Here is a 23,383-nt window from a genome sequence, read left to right on the forward strand (position 1 = left end):
ATGAAAAAAAAAGAGCGGCAAGCAATTATCAAAAAACTCTTTGTCCTACATCGGATTGAGTCTCAAGAAGAATTGATGAATTTATTAAAAAAAGAAAATGTTTCAGCTACCCAAGCCACGATTTCTAGAGACATGCGGGAAATGAACATCGCTAAAACGTATGCTAAAAACGGTCGGCCGTATTATTCGATCTTTGAATCCAAAGAGCAGGATCTAGAAGACAGAATTGCGTTTTCGATGTATGAGTACCTAAAAAAGATTACGCAGATTGACTTTTTAGTTGTCGTTCATACGGCTGAAAACGGCGCCGATGTGATCGCCAATTATCTTGATGAAATGGAGCTACCAGAAATTGTCGGCACGATTGCAGGGTTTGATATTTTATTGATCATCACGCCGTCACAAGAAGCGGCAGCAGAGGTCGTCGATCGGTTGAACCATTATGTAGAAGGCTACGAGATGGGTTCGTCATTGTTTACTGGAGAAAAAAACGCAAAACAGCCCTGAGAATCGTTGAAGGAGCTGAACGTCACAAGCCCCAAAATCTCACAACCAAACGGGTGACGGCTTTTCATACCGATGGCTATTTTTAAAAAGAAAGAGTGCTTCTAATCTTCACGGAAGCACTCTTTTTGTGTGTGCAATGTCACCACGGTTTGCTGGAAAAACAGTTGCATCACCAAATGAAAATGGTAAGATAGGAAAATGAGGAGTGAAAACTATGAAAAAATTACTGAAAGAACCGAATTTTTACTTTTGTATCGCACTTGCGGTTATGGTCATCCTCTTTATCAGTTCTTCACAAACCTATGAGCAGCAATCACAAATCGGGTTGCTTTCACGAATCTTAAAAAATGAACCATTGAAAGAGTGGCTAGAGAAGATTTCTTTTTCCTATGCTGGTTCGGAGATCAGTATTGCGGAAAAAGGCTATTTCTCATTTGTGGAATTTTTCATTCGTAAAGGCGCACATTTCTTTACCTATTTTGTCTTAGGGGGCAGTCTGTTCTTCGTTCTCGTATATCGCCGTACGCCGTATTGGCTAGCCGCTTTTTTTGCTTGGTTAGCAGCTACCGGCTATGCTGGGATCGATGAATACCATCAAATGCTGACGGGAGGACGGACGCCGCTTTTTCAAGATGTCATGCTGGATTCAGCTGGAGCACTGACCGCCGTTCTTTTGGGGTGGTTGATTTGTCAGTTATCGAAAAAGTCACCTAAACGCCGCAAAACATAACGAGTTGTCGGCGTTTTTAAGCGTTAAGCTGTTAGAAAGTATAAAAAACAAGAGGCGAAACCAATGGAAAAAAGTTTGAGTAGTGTCAAAGGCAAAACCGAGTTTGTCGTGCATGAAAGTTTGCCGGTGGGGGTTCTTCTCGCGATGGCTGGCGGCTTTTTAGATGCCTATACCTATCTCTTTCACGGTGAAGTGTTTGCGAGCATGCAGTCGGGGAATGTTATTTTATTAGGGATCAATCTTTCAACGGGGCAGTTTGAACAAGCCTTTCGGTATCTGCCACCAATCTGTATGTTTTTAGTGGGGATCGTGGTGACGAATTATCTGCAGCATCATTTTCCGACTGGTGGTTGGATCGTTTGGCAAAATGCTGCATTGATCTTTGAAGCGGTCGGTATTTTGGTTCTGGGCTTTTTTGCGCGTTCTTTACCCAATGTCCTGGTTGATTCCGGGTTATCTTTTTTTGCAGCGATTCAATATGCCGCTTATCGGCGCTTGGCAGGGATGCCCTATGCCACCACGATGACCACTGGCAATTTACGTTCGCTGGCTGATTACTTGTATTTGCGCGGGTTTAAGCAGGACCGATCAGTGACACCCAAGATCATTTCTATTTCCTTGATCATCGGCGGTTTCTTTTTTGGGGCGGTTTTAAGCAGCTTGCTAGGAATTTTCTTATTCCACCGGACCATCTGGGTGGTTTCAGGAATTTTAGCCCTGGTGTTGGGAATCACGATCCACAGTCAAAATAAAGAATAGAAAAAAGACATTCCCCGGAATGTCTTTTTCGTCTTACTTTTTGGTGCTCGCGCGTGAATCTTTGAGATAAAGCGCTATTTCTACCAGCAGTGCTGCTAGAAGATAGCTACCAAGGACGGCTATCTGGTAAAATTTCTCTTCAATCAGCTCGTTGCGCTGCAGCAAAATGACCCCACCTAGAAAGAGCATCGCCAACAGGGAGAACCACTGCTGGGAAAAACGCCAATTGCTGACACTGGCTGTACTGCGCTTGGTGCGAAAGCCGAATATATAATTGGGTTCTTCTCGGTAAAAGAACCGGAAGACGATGAAAAAAATACCCGTAAAAATCAACAACAAAAGACCAATATCGATCGAGATCACTTCCTTTCAAGCGAGGTTTGTTGGGAAAATCAGCGAATAAAAAGGATTATCTATTTATTGTACTCGCTGTAAAGGGTTCTATGAAGGGGAACTATTGAAAAAATAGATAGTTTTGCGTAAATAAAAAGGGAGGGCGCTATAAGTCGCCATCCCTTTTTCAATTATCCGCGTTGAAATGGTCCTTTAGGTGCAATCAGTTCAAGATTGGTACCATCTGGATCTGTAAAGTAGGCAACACCTGTCCCGAAGCCGCTTTTTAAACCATCTTGTTCTTCAAAAACGATTGGGGTACCGTCAGGTTCAACCCCGATGGCTTTTAGACGAGCAACGGCTTCATCAATATTTTCGACTTCAAAACAAAGATGCATGGCACTGATTTGCTCATTGGAATAGCTAGCTTTGTTGGATTTTGGTTCGACGTATTCTAAAAGGTCGATGTTGAGATTGTCTAAATGAAGATTGGCGTATTTGATCAATGTATCCTCTAAACCTTGCGTTTGCGCCATTCGTTTGCCACCGATCGTATCTTGATTGGCGATTTTCTTTCCAGTTAATGCTTCATAAAATTGGATGGAACGTTCGAGATTGCTGACGGTGATTCCCACGTGGTTCACCATTGAAAAGCCTGTGTTTGTGTTTGTCATTATACTTCCTCCTAAGGTTTTGTTTAGTATATCGTTTGGTTAATGAAAATCGAATGTGTCTGGATCTGGACCCACTCGCAGGTCCTCATTTAATGCGTTCAAGCGAGCCATTTCATCTTCTGATAAATGGAAATCAAAAATCGCTGCATTGGCGCGCATTCGCTCAGGGTGTGTCGATTTGACATTGACTAAGATTCCTTGTTGGATAGCCCAGCGTAAAAGCACTTGTGCCGCTGATTTTTGCTGTGCATCGGCGATCGCCAAGACGGTTTCCTCTTTCAGCAGTTTGCCTTGCATCAAAGGTGACCAAGCTTGGATCGCAATCCCCTTTTCAGCACAAAAGTCCCGCAGGTCTTGCTGCGTAAGTTTGGGATGCAGTTCGATCTGATTGACGACAGGAACGACCTTAGCAGCGGCCAATAGTTGCTCCAAGTGATGAATCTGGAAGTTGCTGACCCCGATTGCTTTGATTTTTCCAGCGGCATACAAGTCTTCCAAGGCGCGCCATGACTCTTGAAATGCCTGGTTTCCCGGCCAATGGATCAAGTACAAGTCGAGATACTCGAGGTTTAAGCGGGCCAAACTTTCATTGAAAGCATGGATCGTTTCATCATAAGTTAAATGATCGTTCCAAAGTTTGGAAGTGACAAAGAGTTCTTCACGAGCCAACCCCGTTTCTTGTAAGCCTTGTTTGATTCCTTCCCCTGTTCCTGTTTCGTTGCCGTAAATAGCCGCCGTATCAATCAGGCGATACCCATTGATAATGGCCTGTTTCACGACCTCTGCTGTTTCAGCTTCAGGGATTTGAAAGACACCTAACCCCAAACCGGGGATTTTGCTGCCGTTGTTCAGTGTAACGGTATCCGATAATTTTTCGATCATAAAAACATCTCCTTTATTTTTTTCTGTAATCATCATATAATGAGGAGGTAAGGTTGTATAGTACGTACTTTTTTGTTTGATACACACCTTTTGGTAACATTTGTGTGTTTACAGACTTGATGAGGTGAAAAAAATGGAAGAAAAAATTTATAATATCGGTGTAGAAGCAACGATGGATGTCATCGGCGGGAAATGGAAACCAATCATTCTTTGTAATTTACGCCATGGGGCATTGCGTCCTAGTGATTTACGGCGAAAAATTCCTGGCATCAGTCAAAAAATGTTGACGCAGCAATTGCGGGAACTAGAAGAGTCTGATATCGTTACCCGCAAATCCTATAATCAAGTACCACCCAAAGTTGAGTATTCCTTGAGTGAATATGGAGAAACGTTAGGCGGCTTATTGGATACCCTTTGCCAGTGGGGCACGATGCACGTCGCTGCGCTACAAGACAAAGGAGAACAAGTTACTTTGTTAGAACAAGAAGAGGCGATTGTCTAGCAGAGGGCAAGTGGCATGAGAAAAGGCCGGCAGAAACCATTGGTTTCCGTCGGCCTTTTTTAGGCTATGCTTGTTGGATCAATTCTAGAATGGCTTCAGCATTCATGCCGCTGTAATGATTGATGGGAAATGACAGGCGCTTGATTCGCGGCGGGATGGCCTGCTTGATCATCGGATCTGTTAAAGAAAGCAAAGGATCGACCAAAACGATTTTTTCTTGCGAAAAACGATAATTCATCAGACGTTCTGGTGTCACAACAGTCACGCTGATTTGATCCTCGGACAGCATTTGGATGTTGCGGGCGAAAATTTTAATCAGACTTCCAGCTAAAGTAGAACGATCAATAAAGACAACTTTTTCCAAAGTGATACTCCTTTTTAATTAATATGATTAATTAAGTATATTAATTAAATGGCGCTTTGTAAACAGGAACATTTGGGAAACAACAAAAAAGCCGCAAAAGAATTTTTTTGCGGCTTTTGGTTCATCCATAAAAAGGTTTGACTCTTTTTTCCATTAAATCACGATCACGGGTGTCCCGACTTCGGCTTTACTGTACAATTCTTTCATCACGCCTGGCGGAGTATTGATACAGCCGTGAGAGCCGCGGGTTTTCCAAAGATCACCACCGTATTCCGTTTGCCAATCAGAATCATGGATTCCGACACCGGTCCAATCGATCGGCATCCAGTAATCAACAGGGGACGCATAATCTTCACCGGTCAAGGTTGCATCTTCTTCTTTGTTCCAGACATAGAAGACACCAGTTGGCGTTGGTGTGGCTGGTTTTCCAGAAATAATTTTCGTATCTAGCACCAGCTCGCCATCTTTGTAATACCACATGTGTTGGTTTTTCAAATCAACTTCGATATACGTGTTGCCAAATAACGGGCTGCCAGCATCGGTGCTTCCTTGAGCGATCGGTGTGCGCGTGAAGTCTTCGCCGGCTTTTAACGCCTCAATCAATGCTTCTGTTTCCGCATCGGTTTGTATCGTCCAGCTGAGGGTGCCGGCTGGAACCGTTACTTCACCTTGTTTGGTACTCTTGAAGGTCGAAGAATTGGTGCTGGTGTTGTATTGCTCTCCGATCGAAGCGACATAGCTTCTTACTTTGTCTTCGTCGATCGTGGTGTTGCCATCTTTGTAAGAGAGCCAATCCATGATCGATTCTCTTGGAATTTGAAACGTGTTTCCGTTGATCGTATAATTGCCGGTTACTTTGGCGATTTTATTCAACGAATCCATTTCTTTGGTTAGATCAGGATCATCAGCGGTCACACTTGGTTTTGTGACGTAATCGACGAGATTTAATTCCTTTTCGCCACTGACGATGGCTTCTTGTAAGTCCGCTACTGCTTTGTCCACATCAATGGCATCGCCGTCAACTTCTGGTTTGATAGAAAAGCCGTCTTCGCCTTTTTCCAATGTTGCATCGGCTGACTTGGTACGATCCTCATTTAAAGTTTCTAGTTCCTTTTGAATCGTATCCGTTTCGCTGTTTAGCGTATCTTGATCCACCGAGAGATTGTCCAGTGTTTTTTCTTCTGCAGCGGAAACATAAGCCATTCCCCAACTCCACTGGTTCTGTTCATCTTTTAACGATTGCAGCTCATCGGTGAAATCCGTTTGTAACCCAAATTGAGCAAGGTTGATTGTCTTCCATTCGCTATCGCCTTCTTTGATGGTGAAATCTTCTTGCGAATAGCGGTCATGCAGCAGGGCATTGGCCTCGGCAACAGTTTTGTTGCTGATGTCGATCCCATCGATTTCAGTCTTTGGTAAAAAACGGTTTGCATAATATGTACTTCGGTAGGTATAGCCGCCAGCGATCACTACTAATATAGCAGCCACAACGATCAGAACAATTTTCTTGGTATTGTTCTTGGCGTCAGTATGTTTGTTTGAACGAGTCATTCAACTACTCCTTTTTTCTAATGGCATAATAGATAATAACGCTTAAATCATACCATATTCCCCCAAGAAAGCGAATATGGCAAATGAAACTTCCATGAAAAATAGAAAATTCTTAAACTATCTTTAGCTAAGCTGTAGAAAAGCATTTCTTTGCATAAAAAAACTGAACGAACCGCAGCAAATCATCTTGATCAAATTGTTCTGAAAAAGAGTGAGCTGTAAGGTTCGTTCAGTGGCATAGTTGACTAGCTAAACGAAGTGAAAGAAATTATTGATTGTCTTCTGCATCTAGTTTCGCAAAAGCTTCATCAAGAATATCTTTTAATTGTTTTGCAGAAGCGGCCATCCGGTCTTTTTCACCATCCGTCAATGGGATCTCAATCACTTTTTGGATCCCTTGGGCGTTGATAACTGCAGGCGCACCGATGTACAAGTCGTTTAAGCCGTATTCGCCGTTCATGTACACAGACAATGGTAAAACAGCATTTTCATCGTCTAAGATCGCGCGAGTGATTCGTGCTAAGGCTACCGCGATCCCATAGAAAGTCGCACCTTTTTTCTCGATAATGGTGTAGGCTGCATCACGAACGCTGAAGAAAATGTTGACCATTGCTTCTTCATCGATATCTGGGTTGTTTTTGACCCATTCATAGATTTGCAAGCCGGCTACGTTGGCATGAGACCAAACAGGGAATTCTGAATCCCCGTGTTCGCCTAAGATATAGGCATGGACGTTACGGGCATCAACATCGACTAATTCAGCCAAAGCTTGACGGAAACGTGCAGAGTCTAAAGAAGTACCTGAACCGATGACGCGTTCTTTCGGGAAGCCTGAGAATTTCCAAGTCGAATAAGTCAAAATATCGACTGGGTTTGCTGCTACTAAGAAGATTCCGTTGAACCCTGAATCAACGATTTGGGTAACTACTTCCCGGTTGATTTTCAAGTTTTTATGAACCAAATCTAAGCGGGTTTCACCTGGTTTTTGAGGCGCACCAGCTGTAATAACGACTAAATCAGCATCATGTGCATCTTCATAAGAAGCGGCATAGATTTTTTTAGGGGAAGTAAAGGCCAAGGCATGGGACAAATCAATTGCGTCGCCTTCTGTTTTTGCTGTATTTATATCAATGATTCCGACTTCTTGCGCAATGTTTTGGGTCACCAGCGCAAACGCGTAACTAGAACCAACCGCACCGTCTCCAACAAGAATTACCTTTTGGTGATCTTTTTTGTTCGTTTTTGCAGTCATCTGTGTATCATTCCTTCCGCATAATTGTTTTACTCGCTATCATCCTACCATTTTCAAGTATATTTGTCATGTGATTTGCACAACAATATTACACAAAATATCGCTGTTTCAGTTGTAAATGCTTTCTTTGTTATTACGTCAAAAAGAGGATATATCAACGTTTTATTAAGATTCGTTAAGAAAGATAAAAACTGAGCAAGAGGACGCCACCATAACAGTCCATTTCGTGTTATAATTATTTCAGCAAAAGAACTGGGCGCATTTGTGTGCCCAGTATTTTGTGTTTGGATAAGAAAACCGATAAAATAGATGAAGAATCAGCTTGAAACTAGAAATAATGGAGCGTAATCGAAAAATGAAAATGATTGTAGGCTTGGGAAATCCCGGCAAAAAATATGAGAAAACCAAACACAATGTTGGCTTTATGGTAGTGGATGCGTTGGCACAAAAGTACCAAGCAACCTTTAAAAAGTCGGCTTTTGAAGCAGAAGTGGCAGAGTTTTTCTTGAAGGGTGAAAAAATCCTTTTGGTCAAACCGCAAACCTTCATGAATGAATCCGGTCGTTCGGTAGGTCCGTTGATGACCTATTTTGGCATCTACCAAGAAGAATTAGTAGTGGTCTATGATGACCTTGATTTAGCATTAGGGAAAATCCGCTTGCGCCAAAAAGGCAGTGCGGGGGGACACAATGGAATCAAGAGTTTGATCGCGCATTTGGACTCGACAGTCTTTGACCGCATCAAAATCGGGATCGATCGGCCACGTCCAGGACAAACCGTGGTCAATCATGTACTGAGTCCTTTTGCAAAAGACGATCTGCCCATCGTTTTACAAAGTATTGATAAGGCAGTCGAGGCAAGTAGTGATTACTTGACCAACGGCGACTTTCTTGCCACAATGAATCGATTTAACTAAGGAGGGCCGAGATGGATTTAATTGAATTAATAAATAAAGTGCCGACAGTGGCGGCTTGGCATGCAGGTTTACGTGAACAGGCCCCCCGGCAATTATTGACCGGTCTAGCTGGATCGGCAAAAACATTGGCGATCACCGGTGTGTATCAGGCATTTCAAAAACAAGTGATCGTGGTGACACCAAATCTGTATTATACGAATCAACTAGCCGAAGATCTGCGCAACGTGACGGATGATGTCTATGTTTTCCCAGTGGACGAAGTGTTGTCAGCCGAAATGGCTTTTTCTTCACCAGAAGCACGAGAAGAACGAGTGGCAGCGCTGAATGCTGTTTCTCAAGGGAAAACCGGGATCTATGTGTTGCCGGTAGCGGCTTTGCGAAAGTATTTACCTGAGAAGAAAACCTGGTTAGCCAACCAATTCCAATGGCAAATCGGCGATGAGATCGATTTAGAGCGTTTGCCGCAACAATTGATCTTGATGGGTTACGAACGGCAGTCAATGATTGGCAAACCCGGCGAATTCAGTATTCGTGGGAGCATCCTCGATATTTATCCATTAAATGCCGAATACCCCGTACGGATCGAGTTATTCGATGTAGAAATCGACTCGATGCGTTCTTTCAACGTGGAAACGCAACGCTCAGTGGAAACGCTGCAGCAAGTGGCTATTTTACCGACTACCGAATTGGTTTTCTCAGCGGAAGATTTAGCGGCGGGGCAAAAGCAGCTGCAAGAATTATTGAACAAACGGTTGGCAGTCACCAAAGAAGCAACTGATCGCGCCTTTTTAGAAGACTATTTCGGCCAATTGGCCTCCCAATGGCAAGCGGGGATTCCCGGTGAAAGTGCCCGTTATTACACGGATTTGCTTTATCGTCAGCAAACGAGTGTCTTAGATTATTTTTCTGAAGACGCCTTTTTGATGATCGATGATTATGCTCGGATCATGGAGACCAATCGTGAGATCGAACGGGAAGAAGCGGAGTGGCATACCCAAAAATTAGCGGAGCTGCGGGTCTTTTCTGAACAGCAATTCGGGATCGATGTCCATCAACTGCTGCAAAAAGAAACCTTTGTGACCAGCTTCTTTTCTTTATTTCAAAAAGGAATGGGGAACATTCGCTTCCAAGCGATCCATCAATTCCAATACCGGCCGATGCAGCAGTTTTTCAGCCAAATGGGTCTCTTGAAAGTTGAGATCGATCGCTGGGAGAAGCAACAGCAAACAGTGATTTTTCTGGTCAGTGACCAAGAACGGGCTAAGAAGTTAGAGCAAGATCTGCGAGATCATGATATCTATGCCGTGCAGACGCAACAAGACCGCCTGTTTACAGGACGCACCCAAATCGTGGTGGAACGTTTGCAAAGCGGCTTTGAAATGCCGCAAGACAAGCTAGTGGTGGTTACAGAAAAAGAAATTTTCCAAAAGATGAACAAAAAAAGAGCCCGCCGGCAAAATGTCACAAATGCGGAACGTCTCAAAAGCTACAATGAGTTAAAAGCCGGCGATTATGTCGTCCATGCGAATCATGGGATCGGGAAGTACATCGGCATGGAAACCTTAGAAGTCGATGGCGTCCATCAAGATTACATGACGATCTTGTACCAAAACGAAGACAAGCTCTTTATTCCAGTCACCCAATTGAATTTGATTCAAAAATATGTGGCTTCCGAATCGAAAACACCGAAAATCAATAAATTAGGCGGCAGTGAGTGGGCGAAGACCAAGCGCAAAGTGACGGCTAAAATTGAAGACATCGCAGATGATTTGATTTTATTGTATGCCAAACGCGAATCAGAAAAAGGCTATGCCTTTCAACCAGACGATGCCTATCAAAAAGAATTTGAAGATGCCTTTCCTTATTCGGAAACCGATGATCAGCTGCGCAGTACGGCAGAGATCAAGCGGGATATGGAAAAAGAAAAGCCGATGGACCGTTTGTTAGTTGGAGATGTCGGTTTTGGGAAAACAGAAGTGGCGCTGCGGGCTGCTTTTAAAGCGATCAAAGAAAGCAAACAAGTGGCTTTCTTAGTGCCGACAACGATCTTGGCACAGCAGCACTATGAAACGATGGTCGATCGTTTTGAAGGCTTCCCCGTCAATGTTGGGGTGCTGAGTCGTTTTCGGACGAAAAAACAGCAGAATGAAACGATCGAGCAAGTGCGCAAAGGGCAAGTCGATATTTTGGTGGGGACCCACCGATTATTGTCAAAAGATGTCGAGTTTGCTGATTTGGGCTTGTTGGTGATCGATGAAGAACAACGTTTTGGGGTCAAACACAAAGAGCGCTTGAAACAACTGCGTTCGCAAGTCGATGTGTTGACGTTGACGGCAACGCCGATCCCAAGAACATTGCATATGTCGATGCTGGGCGTGCGGGACCTATCTGTGATCGAAACACCACCGGAAAATCGTTACCCGATCCAAACCTATGTGATGGAGATGAATCCAGGAGCGGTGCGAGAAGCGATCCAACGGGAGATGGCACGCGGGGGCCAAGTGTTTTATCTCTATAATCGTGTCGATACGATCGAGCGAAAAGTCGAAGAACTGCAGGCGTTAGTGCCAGATGCACGAATCGCTTATGCCCACGGGCAAATGACCGAGATCCAATTGGAAAATACCCTGTTTGACTTTATTGAAGGGCAATACGATGTGTTGGTGACGACGACGATCATTGAAACCGGTGTGGATATTCCCAATGCCAATACGTTGTTTGTGGAAAATGCCGATTACATGGGGCTTTCGACGTTGTATCAGTTGCGTGGCCGTGTCGGTCGGAGCAATCGAGTCGCTTATGCGTATTTCATGTATGAACAGCAAAAAGTGTTGAACGAAGTCAGTGAAAAACGTCTGCAAGCCATTAAGGACTTTACGGAGTTAGGTTCAGGATTCAAAATCGCGATGCGAGATCTTTCGATTCGTGGGGCAGGAAATCTATTGGGGGCGCAACAGCACGGCTTTATCGATGCAGTCGGGTTTGACATGTACTCACAAATGCTGTCGGAAGCAGTCACTCGTAAACAAGGGAAAAATACCCAAACAGAAAAAACGACCGTTGAGATCGATCTGGGGATCGATGCCTACTTACCGACTTCGTATATTGAAGACGAACGGCAAAAAATCGAGATCTATAAACGAATTCGTGAGCTGGAATCACAAGAAGCAGTTGATGAACTTCAAGATGATTTATTAGACCGTTTCGGAGAATACCCTGTAGAAGTGGCGCACCTCTTAACGGTGGGCGAGATCAAAATGAACGGCGATCGTGCCTTGTTAGAAACTATCCGCAAGCAGCAACAAACCGTGTCGTTTACTTTGAGTAAAGTCGGCACGAAAAATTATTCGGTGGAGCAGCTGTTTGAAGCATTGAAAGCTACTAAATTAAAAGCCACGATGGGTGTCGATCATGAGCAAATGACCATCAAATTACAGATTCCGCCAGTGATGAAAGAAAGCACCTGGCTATTAGAAATCCAAGATTTTGTCAAAGCGTTACGGGAACAAAAATACGCCAGCCAAGGCTAGAAAGGAACCAGAGGGATGCCGAAATCACAATTGAAGCGTACGATGGAAGGGGCGTTTATTTTAACGATCGCTTCCTTTATCGCAAAAATCTTAAGTGCCGTTTATCGGGTCCCTTTTCAGAACCTGGTAGGCGACGAAGGGTTTTATGTGTATCAACAGGTCTATCCGATTTATGGATTGGCAATGACTTTGGCGTTGTCAGGTTTGCCGCAGTTTATCTCCCGCATTGTTGCTGAAGAACCTGATCCTTTGAAAAGCAAGGAGCGGCTGCAAGCGTTGACGCCTTATGTGCTTTGGTCGGCGATCGGCTTATGGGCTGTGACCTTTTTATTTGCCGGTCCAATCGCGCAAGTGATGGGGGACCATCAACTGGCAGGCTTGATTCGAGTCGTTTCCTTTACCTTTTTGTTTGTCCCACCCTTGACCTTTTATCGAGGAATGTTTCAAGGAAATCTACAAATGGTGCCAACCGCAGTGTCTCAAGTTGTAGAGCAGCTGCTTAGAGTTGGTGTGATTTTAGGTGCTGCGGCAGCCTTCCAGCAATTGGGCTGGACGATTTATCAAACGGGGACTGTCGCCATGATGGGTGCCTTAGTCGGGGGCCTTGCGGCGTGGTGGATTTTAAGTTATTATAGCCGACAAATCAACGGCAAACGCCTATCGCTATGGCATAAACCAGTCACCCGTACAGGAGAAAATACCGCTGGTTTATCCGCCTCGTTGAAAAAACGGTTCTTCTTAGAAGGCGGTCTGTTGACGATTTATAGCGGCTATTTGATCTTGTTCCAGTTAGCGGATTCGTTTTTATTGACCAATGCGCTAGAAGCGGGGGGATTGACGGCACAAGCAGCCCGGATTTCGAAAGGGATCTATGATCGCGGACAACCCCTCGTCCAACTAGGTCTTGTGGTGGCGATGGCGTTAAGCTCGACGTTTTTGCCAACGTTGACCAAGTATTTGACGGTAAAAAATCAGCAGCTGTTTGAAAAGTCGGCAAAAATGTATTTGCGCCTAACGATCGGGATTGCTTCGGCTTCTGCGGTAGGGTTAGCGATTTTGCTGCCTTATATCAATTTTGCCTTATTTAAAGACGGATCTGGCAATGCTGCGCTGGTATTGTTTGTCTTTTCCATCGCTCTGATGGCGACGATTCAAGCCTATCAAAGCATTCAGCAAAGTCGCAATACCTATACCTTCGGCTTGCTCGCTGCGGGGATTGGTCTTTTGGTCAAATGCCTATCGATGTGGCCACTGACCGCTTCTTATGGGACTGCAGGAGCAAGTATCAGTACGCTGTTGGGGTTAGGCGCGACCTTATGCTGTTTTGTGGTTTCCGAACAGCGTCGAGCACAAAGTAGCATCAATCGCTTTTGGTATGAAGGAAATTATGGAAAAAAATTATTTCTTTGTTTAGGGATCATGGCAAGCGTGCTATTCTTATATTATAGCTTCGTTGCGATCTTATTGAACGGTCCTTTGACCCATCGACTACAGGCGCTGATTTTTTGCCTAGGCGGTGTCGGTCTGGGAGGCGCAGCCTTTATCGGGACAGCGATCAAAATCAAATTGTTAACGATTCGCGAATGGCTGTTAGTTCCATTTGGAAAGAAACTATTAAGAAGAGGTGAAAAACATGAGATTAGATAAATTTCTTAAAATCTCCCGCATCATCAAGCGTCGCTCTGTTGCCAAAGAAGTGGCAGACAAGGGACGTATTCAGATCAACGGCAAATTAGCCAAGTCAAGCAGTGACGTCAAAGTAGGCGATACTATGCGTATTCAGTTCGGGAATAAGGTCTTGGAAGTAAAAGTCAATGAATTGCATGAATCGACGAAAAAAGAAGACGCTGCAAAAATGTATGAGATTGTTTCAGAGGAAAGAATCTCAGAAAATGCTTGATTTTTACGGCATTTTCAGTTAGACAAGCTTTGCGGATGTTGGTATAATGTAAAAAACAAAGACAGCGACGGGAGCGAGTTCAGGTGGCAAAAGAATCAAATAAAAAAATAGAACTATTGCAGACCGATTATGCGAAAGAGCAATTTGCCAAGTTTGAAAAAGAGCGGCGGCAAGTCGTGTTTCGCCGACGTCGGCTGGTGGCGTTTTTCGTGGCGGCATTAGCGATATTTGCAGTCGTGGGGATTCAGATGTTTAACGACCAAATGCGCCTGCAAAAACTAAAGGAATACAAGACGGAAACAGTCGCCGAACAAAAAGAAGCTGAACAAAAAGTGGCTTCATTGGAGCGAGATGTTGCCTTATTGCAAGACGATGAGTATGTGGCAAAATTGGCCCGCAGCCGATTCTTCTACTCAAAAGATGGCGAAAAAATTTATCCTGTCTTGCCAGATGGAACGGATTCTCAAAACACTAATGAGCGTTCTGCGCAAAGCGAACAAGAATCATCATCCACAGAGTCACAAGATTAAGCAATGTCATACCTACTCAGCGCAGTAGTTTGAATTATTTTAAATGGGTAAAAATTAGGAGGAACATTTTTTATATGTCAATCGAAGTTGGAGCGAAACTAAAGGGCAAAGTGTCTGGTATTACAAATTTTGGTGCGTTCATTGATCTTGGTGAAGGGAAAACTGGTTTGGTGCATATCAGTGAAGTATCAAACGGATTCGTCAAAGACATTCACGACGTGTTGTCTGTTGGGGATGAAGTGACAGTACTTGTTACGGCAATCGGCAACGATGGAAAAATTGGACTATCGATCCGCAAAGCAGAAGATAAGCCGGAAGAAAAACGTGAATACCCGAAAAAAGAATTCAATCGACCAAATCCGAAAAAATCTTTTTCACGCAATCAAACTACGAATGTAAATAAACAAGACTTCGATTCATTGATGAGTTCTTTTCTAAAAGATAGTGATGATCGTCTTTCATCATTACGTCGAAATACAGAAGGAAAACGCGGTGGCCGCGGCGGACGCCGTAACTAAACATGAATAGCAAGTTGGAAAAAGCTGAAACAAAACTGTTGGTTCGTTTTGTTTCAGCTTTCTTTCTTGTGGGTCTACCAAATGAGAAGGAGGGCAAATGATGGTCATTCAAACCGTTCGAGGGCAACTCACTGCCATCGATCCTGAAAAAAAACGCCGCTTTTTGCTGGCGGTATCGACGGGAGTCGACTCCATGGTCTTGCTGCAGGTCTTTTGTCAGTTGTTTCCCGAAATGCAAAAAGAGCAGGTCTTTGGTGTGGCACATGTAAACCATCAATTGCGTCCAGCATCTGCTGAGGAAGCTGCTTTTTTACGGCAGTACTGCCAAGAACGCGGCATTCCTTTTTATGAGCGGTGCTGGGAAAATCCGCCAGAAACTGGCATAGAAGCTAGCGCTCGGGACTTTCGCTATACGTTTTTTGCCGATGTCATGTCCCGAGAAGGCTATGATGTTTTGCTGACTGCTCACCACAGTGATGACCAAGTAGAAACGATGCTGATGAAGATGATGCGAGAAGGCCGCTTGCAATCGGCTGGCGGGATGCAGCAGCAGCAGCCTTTTCACGCTGGAATCCTGTTGCGGCCGTTGCTTAGTGTCAGTAAGACAGCGATTTACGACTATGCGCAAGTACAGCAGATTCCCTACTTTGAAGACGAAAGCAATCACGAACCGCTGTATTTGCGAAACCGACTACGCCAGCAAGTAGTGCCGGCATTAAAAGCGGAAAATCCGCAACTGTTGCCGCATTTTCAACAGCTTTCTGTAGAAATGCAGTTCGCCAATCAGTTGATCCAGCAAGAGCAGCAGCAATGGTTGTCTGCGTTCGTTCAACAGCAAGCTGCTCGCTTAGCGATCGATCTGCAACAGCTGCCGAAGTTTTCGCCGGCGCAGCGCTATTTTTTCTATGCTGGGTTTTTGCAGCAAGCAGAAGCTTTTACAAAGCAGCCACTCAATCAAAAACAGCTGCCGCAGTTATTGCGTCTGCTAGACGAAAAGAAAGGGCAATGGCAATTGGCATTGCACAAACAGTGGCAGTTGCGGCGCAGTTATGACCAATTATTATTGGAACCTGTAGCTGTTTCCCAAAAGCCTGCAACGCCGTTGACAGAAGTCAGTCAGCGTCTGGTTTTAGGGGAGGGGATCTATCTTTCTGAAAAGGAATGGATTGGGTATTTTCCGATAAATGAACAGCATATTCCCAAAAAAATCACAAATTGGTCAGAGTTTTCCCAAGATTTACCGCTAAACTATTCCTCTGAGCTGATCGTACGTAAGCGTCAGCCAGGAGACCGAATCCGCTTGGCGCGTGGCCTGACCAAAAAGATCAGTCGTTTTTTTATCGATTCAAAAATTCCTAATGAAGAGCGAGAAAAAAGTTGGGTCGTCACAAACCTTGATAAACAGGTGATTGCCTTACTACCTCATGCATTTTCCTATTTGAGTATTGCGCCAGAAACTGATAAAATACACTACATACTTCTTTATAAATATCAGAAGTAAGAGTTGGAAGGAGAACTTTATGCTAGATAAAGATATTGAGAAAATTTTGATTTCCCGTGACGAAATCAAAAATCGTTGTGTGGAACTTGGTCAAGAATTAACGGCGGCTTATGCGGATAAAAATCCTCTAGTCGTAGGTGTACTGAAAGGTGCCGTTCCTTTCATGGCAGACATCGTTCGTGAGATGGATTGTTACTTGGAGTTAGACTTCATGGATGTCTCAAGTTATGGCAATGCCATGATTTCATCTGGAGAAGTCAAAATCATCAAAGATTTAGATACAAATGTTGAGGGCCGCGATCTTTTGATCGTTGAAGACATCATTGACAGCGGTCGCACGTTGGCTTATCTGGTAGATCTATTCAAATACCGTAAAGCGAAATCAGTGAAAATCGTGACGTTATTAGATAAGCCGGAAGGCCGTGTTGTTGAGATCGATGCTGATTACGTCGGCTTCGATGTGCCAAATGAGTTTGTTGTTGGATATGGGCTGGACTATGCAGAGCAATATCGAAACTTACCTTACGTTGGCGTCTTAAAACCTAGTGTTTATCAGTCAAATTAGTGACTGTTCTAAATCAATTGTGATACAATTAAATGGTCAGGATTGATAAAACAAAATAGCCAGGGAGGTACGCATGAATAAGAAAAATAACGGTATGGTAAAAAATACCTTATATTATGTACTTGTCTTGTTGGCAATGGTCATGGTCGTTTATTTCATCTTTGGAAATGGCAATCAGCAGACCCCAACGATCGAGTACTCCACGTTTACAGAACAACTGAAAGACGGGAAGGTCAAACAATTTACTGTCCAACCCGCTAACGGTGTTTATCGAATCGTGGGTGAATACAATGAAGAACAAACTGTCAGCAATGACAACAGCTTGTCTGTTTTAGGCAATACACAGGCAAGTTCGACCCGCTTTTCAACGATCATTTTACCAAATGATTCTACGCTGAGCGAAGTCACCAGTCTGGCCTCAGCACAAGGGGTCAAAACTACCATCGAAGAAGAATCCAACAGTGGTATTTGGTTATCGCTTTTGGTTAGCTTCTTACCACTTGTGATCATCATTTTCTTCTTCTATATGATGATGAGCCAACAAGGCGGCGGCGGTGGCGGTGGCGGCCGTGTGATGAACTTTGGCAAATCAAAAGCCAAAGAAGCGGACAAAAAAGCCAACCGCGTACGTTTTTCAGACGTAGCCGGTGCAGAAGAAGAAAAACAAGAGCTTGTCGAAGTCGTGGAATTCTTGAAAGATCCTCGACGTTTCGTTGAATTAGGTGCTCGTATCCCTGCAGGTGTCTTACTTGAGGGACCTCCGGGAACCGGGAAAACGTTACTAGCCAAAGCCGTTGCTGGTGAAGCTGGCGTACCGTTTTACTCGATCTCTGGTTCAGATTTCGTTGAAATGTTTGTCGGTGTCGGTGCAAGCCGGGTGCGTGACTTATTTGAAACAGCGAAGAAAAATGCACCAGCCATCATCTTTATCGATGAAATCGATGCTGTCGGTCGCCAACGTGGTGCCGGTATGGGTGGCGGACATGATGAGCGGGAACAAACATTGAACCAGTTATTGGTTGAAATGGATGGTTTTGATGGAAACGAAGGCGTGATCGTCATTGCCGCAACGAACCGTTCGGATGTTCTAGATCCAGCGTTGCTACGTCCAGGTCGTTTTGACCGTCAGATTTTAGTTGGTCGTCCAGACGTGAAAGGTCGCGAAGCGATCCTCCGTGTCCATGCCCGCAACAAACCTTTATCAGATGATGTTGATTTGAAAGTCGTTGCCCAACAAACACCAGGGTTTGCCGGTGCGGATCTGGAAAACGTCTTGAACGAAGCGGCATTAGTTGCTGCTCGTCGTAACAAGAAAAAAATCGACGCTTCAGATATCGATGAAGCAGAAGACCGCGTGATCGCTGGTCCAGCGAAGAAAGATCGGGTCATCAACAAACGCGAACGTGAAATGGTTGCTTACCATGAAGCAGGACATACCATCGTTGGGTTAGTCTTGAGTCGTGCCCGTGTGGTACACAAAGTAACGATCATTCCTCGGGGACGTGCGGGTGGTTACATGATCGCCTTGCCGAAAGAAGATCAATTCTTGATGACCAAAGAAGATATGTTTGAGCAAATCGTTGGGTTGCTTGGTGGACGTACGGCTGAAGAAATCATCTTCGGGGTACAATCAACGGGTGCTTCTAATGACTTTGAACAAGCAACTGCGCTTGCAAGAAGTATGGTGACAGAATATGGCATGAGCGACAAATTAGGTCCAGTTCAATATGAAGGAAACCATCAAGTCTTTGTCGGTCGTGATTATGGTCAAACAAAAGCGTACTCTGAACAAGTTGCCTTTGAAATCGATCAAGAAGTTCGCAAGATTTTAATGGATGCCCATCAAAAAGCCCATGAAATCATTGAAGAACACCGTGCACAGCACAAATTGATCGCTGAAAAACTGCTTGAACATGAAACATTAGATGCCAAAGCAATCAAATCCTTGTTTGAAGAAGGCAAAATGCCTGAAGGAACCGAAAGCTCTGAGTATCCTAGTGAAAAAGCCCAAACGTTTGAAGAAGCAAAACGTGCGCTGGAAGAAAAAGATGCAGAGAAGCAAGCTGCAGAAAAACACAGTGAAGATGCACCATCAAACGATTTTGATCAACAATTGGAAGACGTTCGCCGCAATAGCGAAAGCCAACCGACTGATCAAGAAAACAAAGATGATAACGCCTAAAACAAGACGTATCAAGCACCGAGGAAACTCGGTGCCTTTTTGTTTCTATTTAAGAAGACTTTCCTTAAATTCAAACACATTCAGTTGAAAAAAGCGGCGCTTCCTAGTATGATTCATTAATGAATAAAAAGGAGAATCAAGATGAAGGATTATTTAGTAAAAGCACTAGCGTATAACGGCTTCGTCCGGGCATACGCCGTATCGGCAACAGAGACGATCGCCGAAGCACAACGACGCCATGAAACATGGAATACGGCATCCGCTGCTTTAGGGCGAGCGATGGTGGGAAGTTTGTTATTAGGCAGTACCTTAAAAGGGGAAGACAAATTGACCGTCAAAATTCAAGGAAATGGTCCTGCTGGGGCAATCGTCGTAGACAGCAATGGTCGTGGGGACGTAAAAGGATACATAAAAAATCCACAGATCAGTCTGCCATTGAATCCTCAAGGGAAATTGGATGTTCGGGGCGCAGTGGGTGACCAAGGGATCTTTACCGTGATCAAAGACTTAGGGCTAAAAGAACCTTTCTCTGGGCAAACACCGATCGTCTCGGGGGAACTTGGGGAAGACTTTACTTATTATTTAGCAGTGTCAGAACAGATTCCTTCTGCTGTTGGTCTGAGTGTATTAGTAGAAACCGATGATTCGATTCGGGCAGCCGGTGGCTTTATGCTACAGATCATGCCTGGTGCCAGTGAAGAGATCATTGATGCCATCGAAAAACGTTTGGGAGAATTGCCTCGAGTATCAACCTTGATCGATGAAGGCCAATCACCAGAAGAGATCTTAGCGACATTGTTGCCAGACACGACAATCGAAGTACTAGAAAAAATGCCAGTTCAGTTCCATTGTGATTGCACGAAAGAAAAATTTGCGACAGCGATCATCACCTTAGGGGCTGACGAGATCCAAGCGATGATCGATGAAGACCACGGGGCAGAGGCAGTCTGCTCGTTTTGTGGCAACAAGTATCATTTTGATGAAACGGAACTGGCGGCGTTGAAGAAAGAGGCGGAAGCGTAAGTGAAAGATAGACAGACATGGCAGATCGGCTCGGTTGAGATTCCTAACCGCGTCGTCGTTGCGCCAATGGCGGGGACCACCAATTCTGCGTTTCGTGTGACAGTCAAAGAATTTGGCGCGGGTTTAGTCGTCTGTGAGATGATCAGTGATCGAGGGATTCAACTGCGTAATAAGAAGACCCTTGAGATGCTGTTTATTGACGAGACGGAGCATCCTCTTAGTATTCAGATTTTTGGTGGGAATAAAGCATCCTTAGTAGAGGCAGCGCAATTTGTCGCAGAGAACACTACTGCCGATATCATTGATATCAACATGGGGTGTCCTGTAAACAAAATCATCAAAGCAGAAGCTGGTGCGAAGTGGCTTTTAGATCCCGACAAGGTTTATGAAATGGTTCATGCTGTTTCCAGTGCGATCGACAAGCCCGTTACCGTCAAAATGCGGATCGGTTGGGATGAGCAACACGTCTTTGCGGTTGAGAATGCCCAAGCCGCGGAAGCAGCGGGTGCCGCAGCAATCGGTATGCATGGTAGAACCCGTGTACAGATGTATGAAGGATCGGCTGATTGGGACGTTTTGAAACAAGTGAAGCAAAGTATCACGATTCCCTTTATGGGTAACGGCGATGTCAAAACCCCTGAAGATGCGAAACGAATGTTGGAAGAAGTCGGCGCTGATGCAGTGATGATCGGACGGGCAGCCTTAGGCAATCCGTGGATGATCCACCGCACCAAGCAATACTTGGAGACAGGCGAGTTATTGCCGGAACCAACACCACGAGAAAAAATTTCGACAGCGAAACTTCATTTAGAACGGTTGGCTGATCTAAAAGGGGAAAAAATCGCTTCGCGAGAATTCCGCCAACATGCTGCGTACTACTTAAAAGGTATTTCACGGGCAGCCAAAGTGAAGGCAGCTATCAATCAAGCAGAAGATAAGCAAACGATTTTTGATTTATTAGATGCATTTGTAGAGAAGACCGAAAAACAGCCGGTAGCAACTCTTAAGGAATAAGAAACAAATCAAGTCGATTCGAAAGTTCGGCTTGATTTTTTGCGTCATCATTGGCATTATAAGAAGGAAACCCAAGTTAAGAATGGAGGAAAACTCGTGACAGAGGAACGACAAACACAAGAAGAATTGAATGATCAAATGTTGGTTCGCCGTGAAAAGATGGAAAAACTACGGGAAGAAGGCATTGATCCTTTTGGCAAGCGATTCGAACGCACCCATAATTCTGCCGAGTTACATGAGTTATTTGATCAAAGAACCAAAGAAGAATTAGCCGAAATGAATCTTTCAGCAAGCATTGCAGGAAGAATCGTTACAAAACGTGGAAAAGGAAAGGCTGGTTTTGCACATTTACAAGACCGCGAAGGCCGTATTCAAATATATGTACGTAAAGACCAAGTAGGGGATGAACCTTACGAAGTATTCAAACACGCAGACTTAGGTGATTTCTTCGGCGTATCTGGTGAAATCATGAAGACCGATACCGGTGAAGTGACCATCAAAGCCAAAGAAATCGTGATCTTATCAAAAGCATTGCGTCCATTGCCTGACAAATACCATGGCTTGACGAACGTAGAACAACGCTACCGTCAACGTTACTTGGATTTGATCAGTAATAAAGAAAGCTTTGATCGTTTCATGAAACGAAGCCAAATCATCAGCGAAATTCGTCGTTACCTTGACGGTCATGGGTATATCGAAGTCGAAACGCCAGTATTGCATAATCAAGCAGGTGGTGCAGCGGCTCGTCCCTTCATTACCCACCACAATGCCTTAGACATGGATCTGTATTTACGGATCGCTCTTGAGCTTCACTTAAAACGATTGATCGTGGGCGGCATGGAAAAAGTCTATGAGATCGGCCGCGTTTTCCGGAATGAAGGGATCGATACGACCCATAATCCTGAGTTTACAATGCTAGAAGCGTATACGGCATATACAGATTTCAAAGATGTGATGGATCTGACCGAAGGCATTATCCGTAATGCTGCTGAAAAAGTCTTGCACACAGCAACGATCCAATACGATGGACAAGAAGTCGATCTAGCTAGCGACTTTGCGCGAATCCATATGGTCGATGCAATCAAAAATCAAACAGGTGTGGATTTCTGGCAACCAATGTCCGTTGAAGAAGCCCGCAGCTTAGCGAAAGAACATCATGTTGAAATCACTGATGCCATGACTGTTGGCCATATCATCAATGAATTCTTTGAGACATTTGTTGAAGAAACGTTACAGCAGCCAACCTTTGTCTTCGGTCATCCAGTGGAAGTTTCGCCATTAGCGAAAAAGAATCCAGAAGATGAACGCTTTACCGACCGCTTTGAATTATTTATCGTTGGTCGTGAATTTGCGAATGCCTTCACGGAACTAAATGATCCAATTGATCAAAGAGAACGTTTTGAAGGGCAAGAAAAAGAGCGCGAAGCAGGAAATGATGAAGCCCATGGGGTGGATGAAGATTTCTTAGAAGCACTTGAATACGGTATGCCGCCAACTGGTGGATTAGGGATCGGGATCGATCGCTTAGTGATGCTGTTGACCGATGCGCAATCGATTCGCGACGTTTTATTATTCCCAACAATGAGATAAAAAAACTCCGTCCACTCGCAAGAGATGGGCGGCTTTTTTTCTTGTCTGCTGGATCAGGGAGAAAAACTGCGAGGAAATAGAGGGAAATACGTCGGAACGGATACTGGAAAACGGATTAAATGCGAACGATAAAAGCTGGATCCAATGCGATTAGACGGGTTTGTAAAAATTGAAAAAAGCCATAGAAAATGATTGACCGCAAGGGATTTAGTTGGTATATTATTACATGTGCCAAATGACTAAATGAATTCCTAAAAAGAATTGAAAAAACTAGTTGACGCACAGCTCGACAGATGATATTATAACGAAGTCGCAATTTTAAAAAAGTTAATTGATGTTGATACATCAACAAAATTAATTGAAAAAAGTTGTTGACAAATAACAAATCATTTGTTATTCTAATGAAGTCGCTGAGACAGCCGCTACGAAGTTGAAAAACAACGAGCGAAAAAAAACTTTTAAAAAAGAGTTGACAATCAAACGTCGCTCTGATATGATATAAAAGTTGCTAACACAGCACGGTAGACCTTTGAAAACTGAACAAAGCAAGCAAACGAACC

At 44.1% G+C, this 23,383-nt stretch carries 22 protein-coding genes; 16 read left to right on the plus strand and 6 right to left on the minus strand.

Going from position 1 to position 23,383, the window contains the following annotated elements:
• From FJU10_RS13885 to FJU10_RS13895, 3 genes are all read left to right on the plus strand, one after another.
• Positions 1-507, plus strand: a complete 507-nt coding sequence (locus FJU10_RS13885; protein WP_005233333.1) for an arginine repressor — start codon at positions 1-3, stop codon at positions 505-507.
• Between the two features lie 214 nt (positions 508-721).
• Positions 722-1,237, plus strand: a complete 516-nt coding sequence (locus FJU10_RS13890; protein WP_008380164.1) for a VanZ family protein — start codon at positions 722-724, stop codon at positions 1,235-1,237.
• A 63-nt stretch (positions 1,238-1,300) separates the two neighbouring features.
• On the plus strand, positions 1,301-1,996 hold the full coding sequence (locus FJU10_RS13895; protein ID WP_086332732.1) for a YoaK family protein: 696 nt from the start codon (positions 1,301-1,303) through the stop codon (positions 1,994-1,996).
• 33 nt (positions 1,997-2,029) lie between these two features.
• Here the strand turns inward: FJU10_RS13895 and FJU10_RS13900 are convergent, their stop codons facing one another.
• From FJU10_RS13900 to FJU10_RS13910, 3 genes are all read right to left on the minus strand, one after another.
• Positions 2,030-2,359 carry an SdpI family protein gene (locus FJU10_RS13900; RefSeq protein ID WP_016611997.1) on the minus strand — a complete coding sequence of 110 codons (330 nt, stop codon included), beginning with the start codon at positions 2,357-2,359 and terminating at the stop codon, positions 2,030-2,032.
• A gap of 161 nt (positions 2,360-2,520) precedes the next feature.
• Positions 2,521-3,003, minus strand: coding sequence for a VOC family protein (locus FJU10_RS13905; protein WP_005233337.1), 483 nt, complete (start codon positions 3,001-3,003; stop codon positions 2,521-2,523).
• A gap of 39 nt (positions 3,004-3,042) precedes the next feature.
• Positions 3,043-3,921, minus strand: coding sequence for an aldo/keto reductase (locus FJU10_RS13910; RefSeq protein ID WP_016611992.1), 879 nt, complete (start codon positions 3,919-3,921; stop codon positions 3,043-3,045).
• A 97-nt stretch (positions 3,922-4,018) separates the two neighbouring features.
• Between FJU10_RS13910 and FJU10_RS13915 the strand changes: the two genes are divergently transcribed.
• Positions 4,019-4,387 (plus strand): winged helix-turn-helix transcriptional regulator, encoded by a 369-nt coding sequence (locus FJU10_RS13915; protein ID WP_005233339.1) that lies wholly within the window; start codon positions 4,019-4,021, stop codon positions 4,385-4,387.
• 64 nt (positions 4,388-4,451) lie between these two features.
• Here the strand turns inward: FJU10_RS13915 and FJU10_RS13920 are convergent, their stop codons facing one another.
• From FJU10_RS13920 to FJU10_RS13930, 3 genes are all read right to left on the minus strand, one after another.
• On the minus strand, positions 4,452-4,751 hold the full coding sequence (locus FJU10_RS13920) for a hypothetical protein (RefSeq protein ID WP_005233340.1): 300 nt from the start codon (positions 4,749-4,751) through the stop codon (positions 4,452-4,454).
• Positions 4,752-4,904: 153 nt separating this feature from the next.
• Positions 4,905-6,302, minus strand: coding sequence for a L,D-transpeptidase family protein (locus FJU10_RS13925; RefSeq protein WP_101699440.1), 1,398 nt, complete (start codon positions 6,300-6,302; stop codon positions 4,905-4,907).
• A gap of 268 nt (positions 6,303-6,570) precedes the next feature.
• On the minus strand, positions 6,571-7,554 hold the full coding sequence (locus FJU10_RS13930) for an L-lactate dehydrogenase (RefSeq protein ID WP_005230720.1): 984 nt from the start codon (positions 7,552-7,554) through the stop codon (positions 6,571-6,573).
• A 355-nt stretch (positions 7,555-7,909) separates the two neighbouring features.
• Between FJU10_RS13930 and pth the strand changes: the two genes are divergently transcribed.
• From pth to lysS, 12 genes are all read left to right on the plus strand, one after another.
• Positions 7,910-8,470 carry an aminoacyl-tRNA hydrolase gene (pth, locus tag FJU10_RS13935; RefSeq protein ID WP_008380153.1) on the plus strand — a complete coding sequence of 187 codons (561 nt, stop codon included), beginning with the start codon at positions 7,910-7,912 and terminating at the stop codon, positions 8,468-8,470.
• Between the two features lie 11 nt (positions 8,471-8,481).
• Positions 8,482-12,000 carry a transcription-repair coupling factor gene (gene mfd / locus FJU10_RS13940; RefSeq protein ID WP_016611990.1) on the plus strand — a complete coding sequence of 1,173 codons (3,519 nt, stop codon included), beginning with the start codon at positions 8,482-8,484 and terminating at the stop codon, positions 11,998-12,000.
• A 15-nt stretch (positions 12,001-12,015) separates the two neighbouring features.
• Complete coding sequence (locus FJU10_RS13945) at positions 12,016-13,647, plus strand: polysaccharide biosynthesis protein (protein WP_016611989.1); 1,632 nt, start codon at positions 12,016-12,018, stop codon at positions 13,645-13,647.
• Positions 13,634-13,900, plus strand: a complete 267-nt coding sequence (locus FJU10_RS13950) for an RNA-binding S4 domain-containing protein (RefSeq protein ID WP_005230745.1) — start codon at positions 13,634-13,636, stop codon at positions 13,898-13,900. The genes FJU10_RS13945 and FJU10_RS13950 overlap by 14 nt, the downstream gene beginning before the upstream one ends.
• Before the next feature lie 83 nt (positions 13,901-13,983).
• Positions 13,984-14,430: an FtsB family cell division protein gene (locus FJU10_RS13955; RefSeq protein WP_140966175.1), complete on the plus strand. Its 447-nt coding sequence runs from the start codon at positions 13,984-13,986 to the stop codon at positions 14,428-14,430.
• Positions 14,431-14,504: 74 nt separating this feature from the next.
• Complete coding sequence (locus FJU10_RS13960; protein ID WP_005233352.1) at positions 14,505-14,948, plus strand: S1 domain-containing RNA-binding protein; 444 nt, start codon at positions 14,505-14,507, stop codon at positions 14,946-14,948.
• 100 nt (positions 14,949-15,048) lie between these two features.
• Positions 15,049-16,449 (plus strand): tRNA lysidine(34) synthetase TilS, encoded by a 1,401-nt coding sequence (gene tilS, locus FJU10_RS13965; RefSeq protein WP_140966176.1) that lies wholly within the window; start codon positions 15,049-15,051, stop codon positions 16,447-16,449.
• A 19-nt stretch (positions 16,450-16,468) separates the two neighbouring features.
• Positions 16,469-17,014: a hypoxanthine phosphoribosyltransferase gene (gene hpt, locus FJU10_RS13970; protein ID WP_005230750.1), complete on the plus strand. Its 546-nt coding sequence runs from the start codon at positions 16,469-16,471 to the stop codon at positions 17,012-17,014.
• A gap of 73 nt (positions 17,015-17,087) precedes the next feature.
• Positions 17,088-19,196, plus strand: a complete 2,109-nt coding sequence (ftsH, locus tag FJU10_RS13975; protein WP_081119268.1) for an ATP-dependent zinc metalloprotease FtsH — start codon at positions 17,088-17,090, stop codon at positions 19,194-19,196.
• A 141-nt stretch (positions 19,197-19,337) separates the two neighbouring features.
• Entirely contained in the window at positions 19,338-20,219 is an 882-nt protein-coding gene (gene hslO / locus FJU10_RS13980; RefSeq protein ID WP_140966177.1) for an Hsp33 family molecular chaperone HslO, read from the plus strand.
• Positions 20,220-21,233 (plus strand): tRNA dihydrouridine synthase DusB, encoded by a 1,014-nt coding sequence (dusB, locus tag FJU10_RS13985; protein WP_140966178.1) that lies wholly within the window; start codon positions 20,220-20,222, stop codon positions 21,231-21,233. It begins immediately after the preceding gene.
• Positions 21,234-21,329: 96 nt separating this feature from the next.
• Positions 21,330-22,823 (plus strand): lysine--tRNA ligase, encoded by a 1,494-nt coding sequence (gene lysS, locus FJU10_RS13990; RefSeq protein ID WP_005230758.1) that lies wholly within the window; start codon positions 21,330-21,332, stop codon positions 22,821-22,823.
• The last annotated feature ends 560 nt before the right edge of the window (positions 22,824-23,383 follow it).

Origin of the sequence: Enterococcus sp. OL5, from assembly GCF_006491895.1 — a bacterium.
In the GTDB taxonomy this organism is placed as follows: domain Bacteria; phylum Bacillota; class Bacilli; order Lactobacillales; family Enterococcaceae; genus Enterococcus_D; species Enterococcus_D innesii.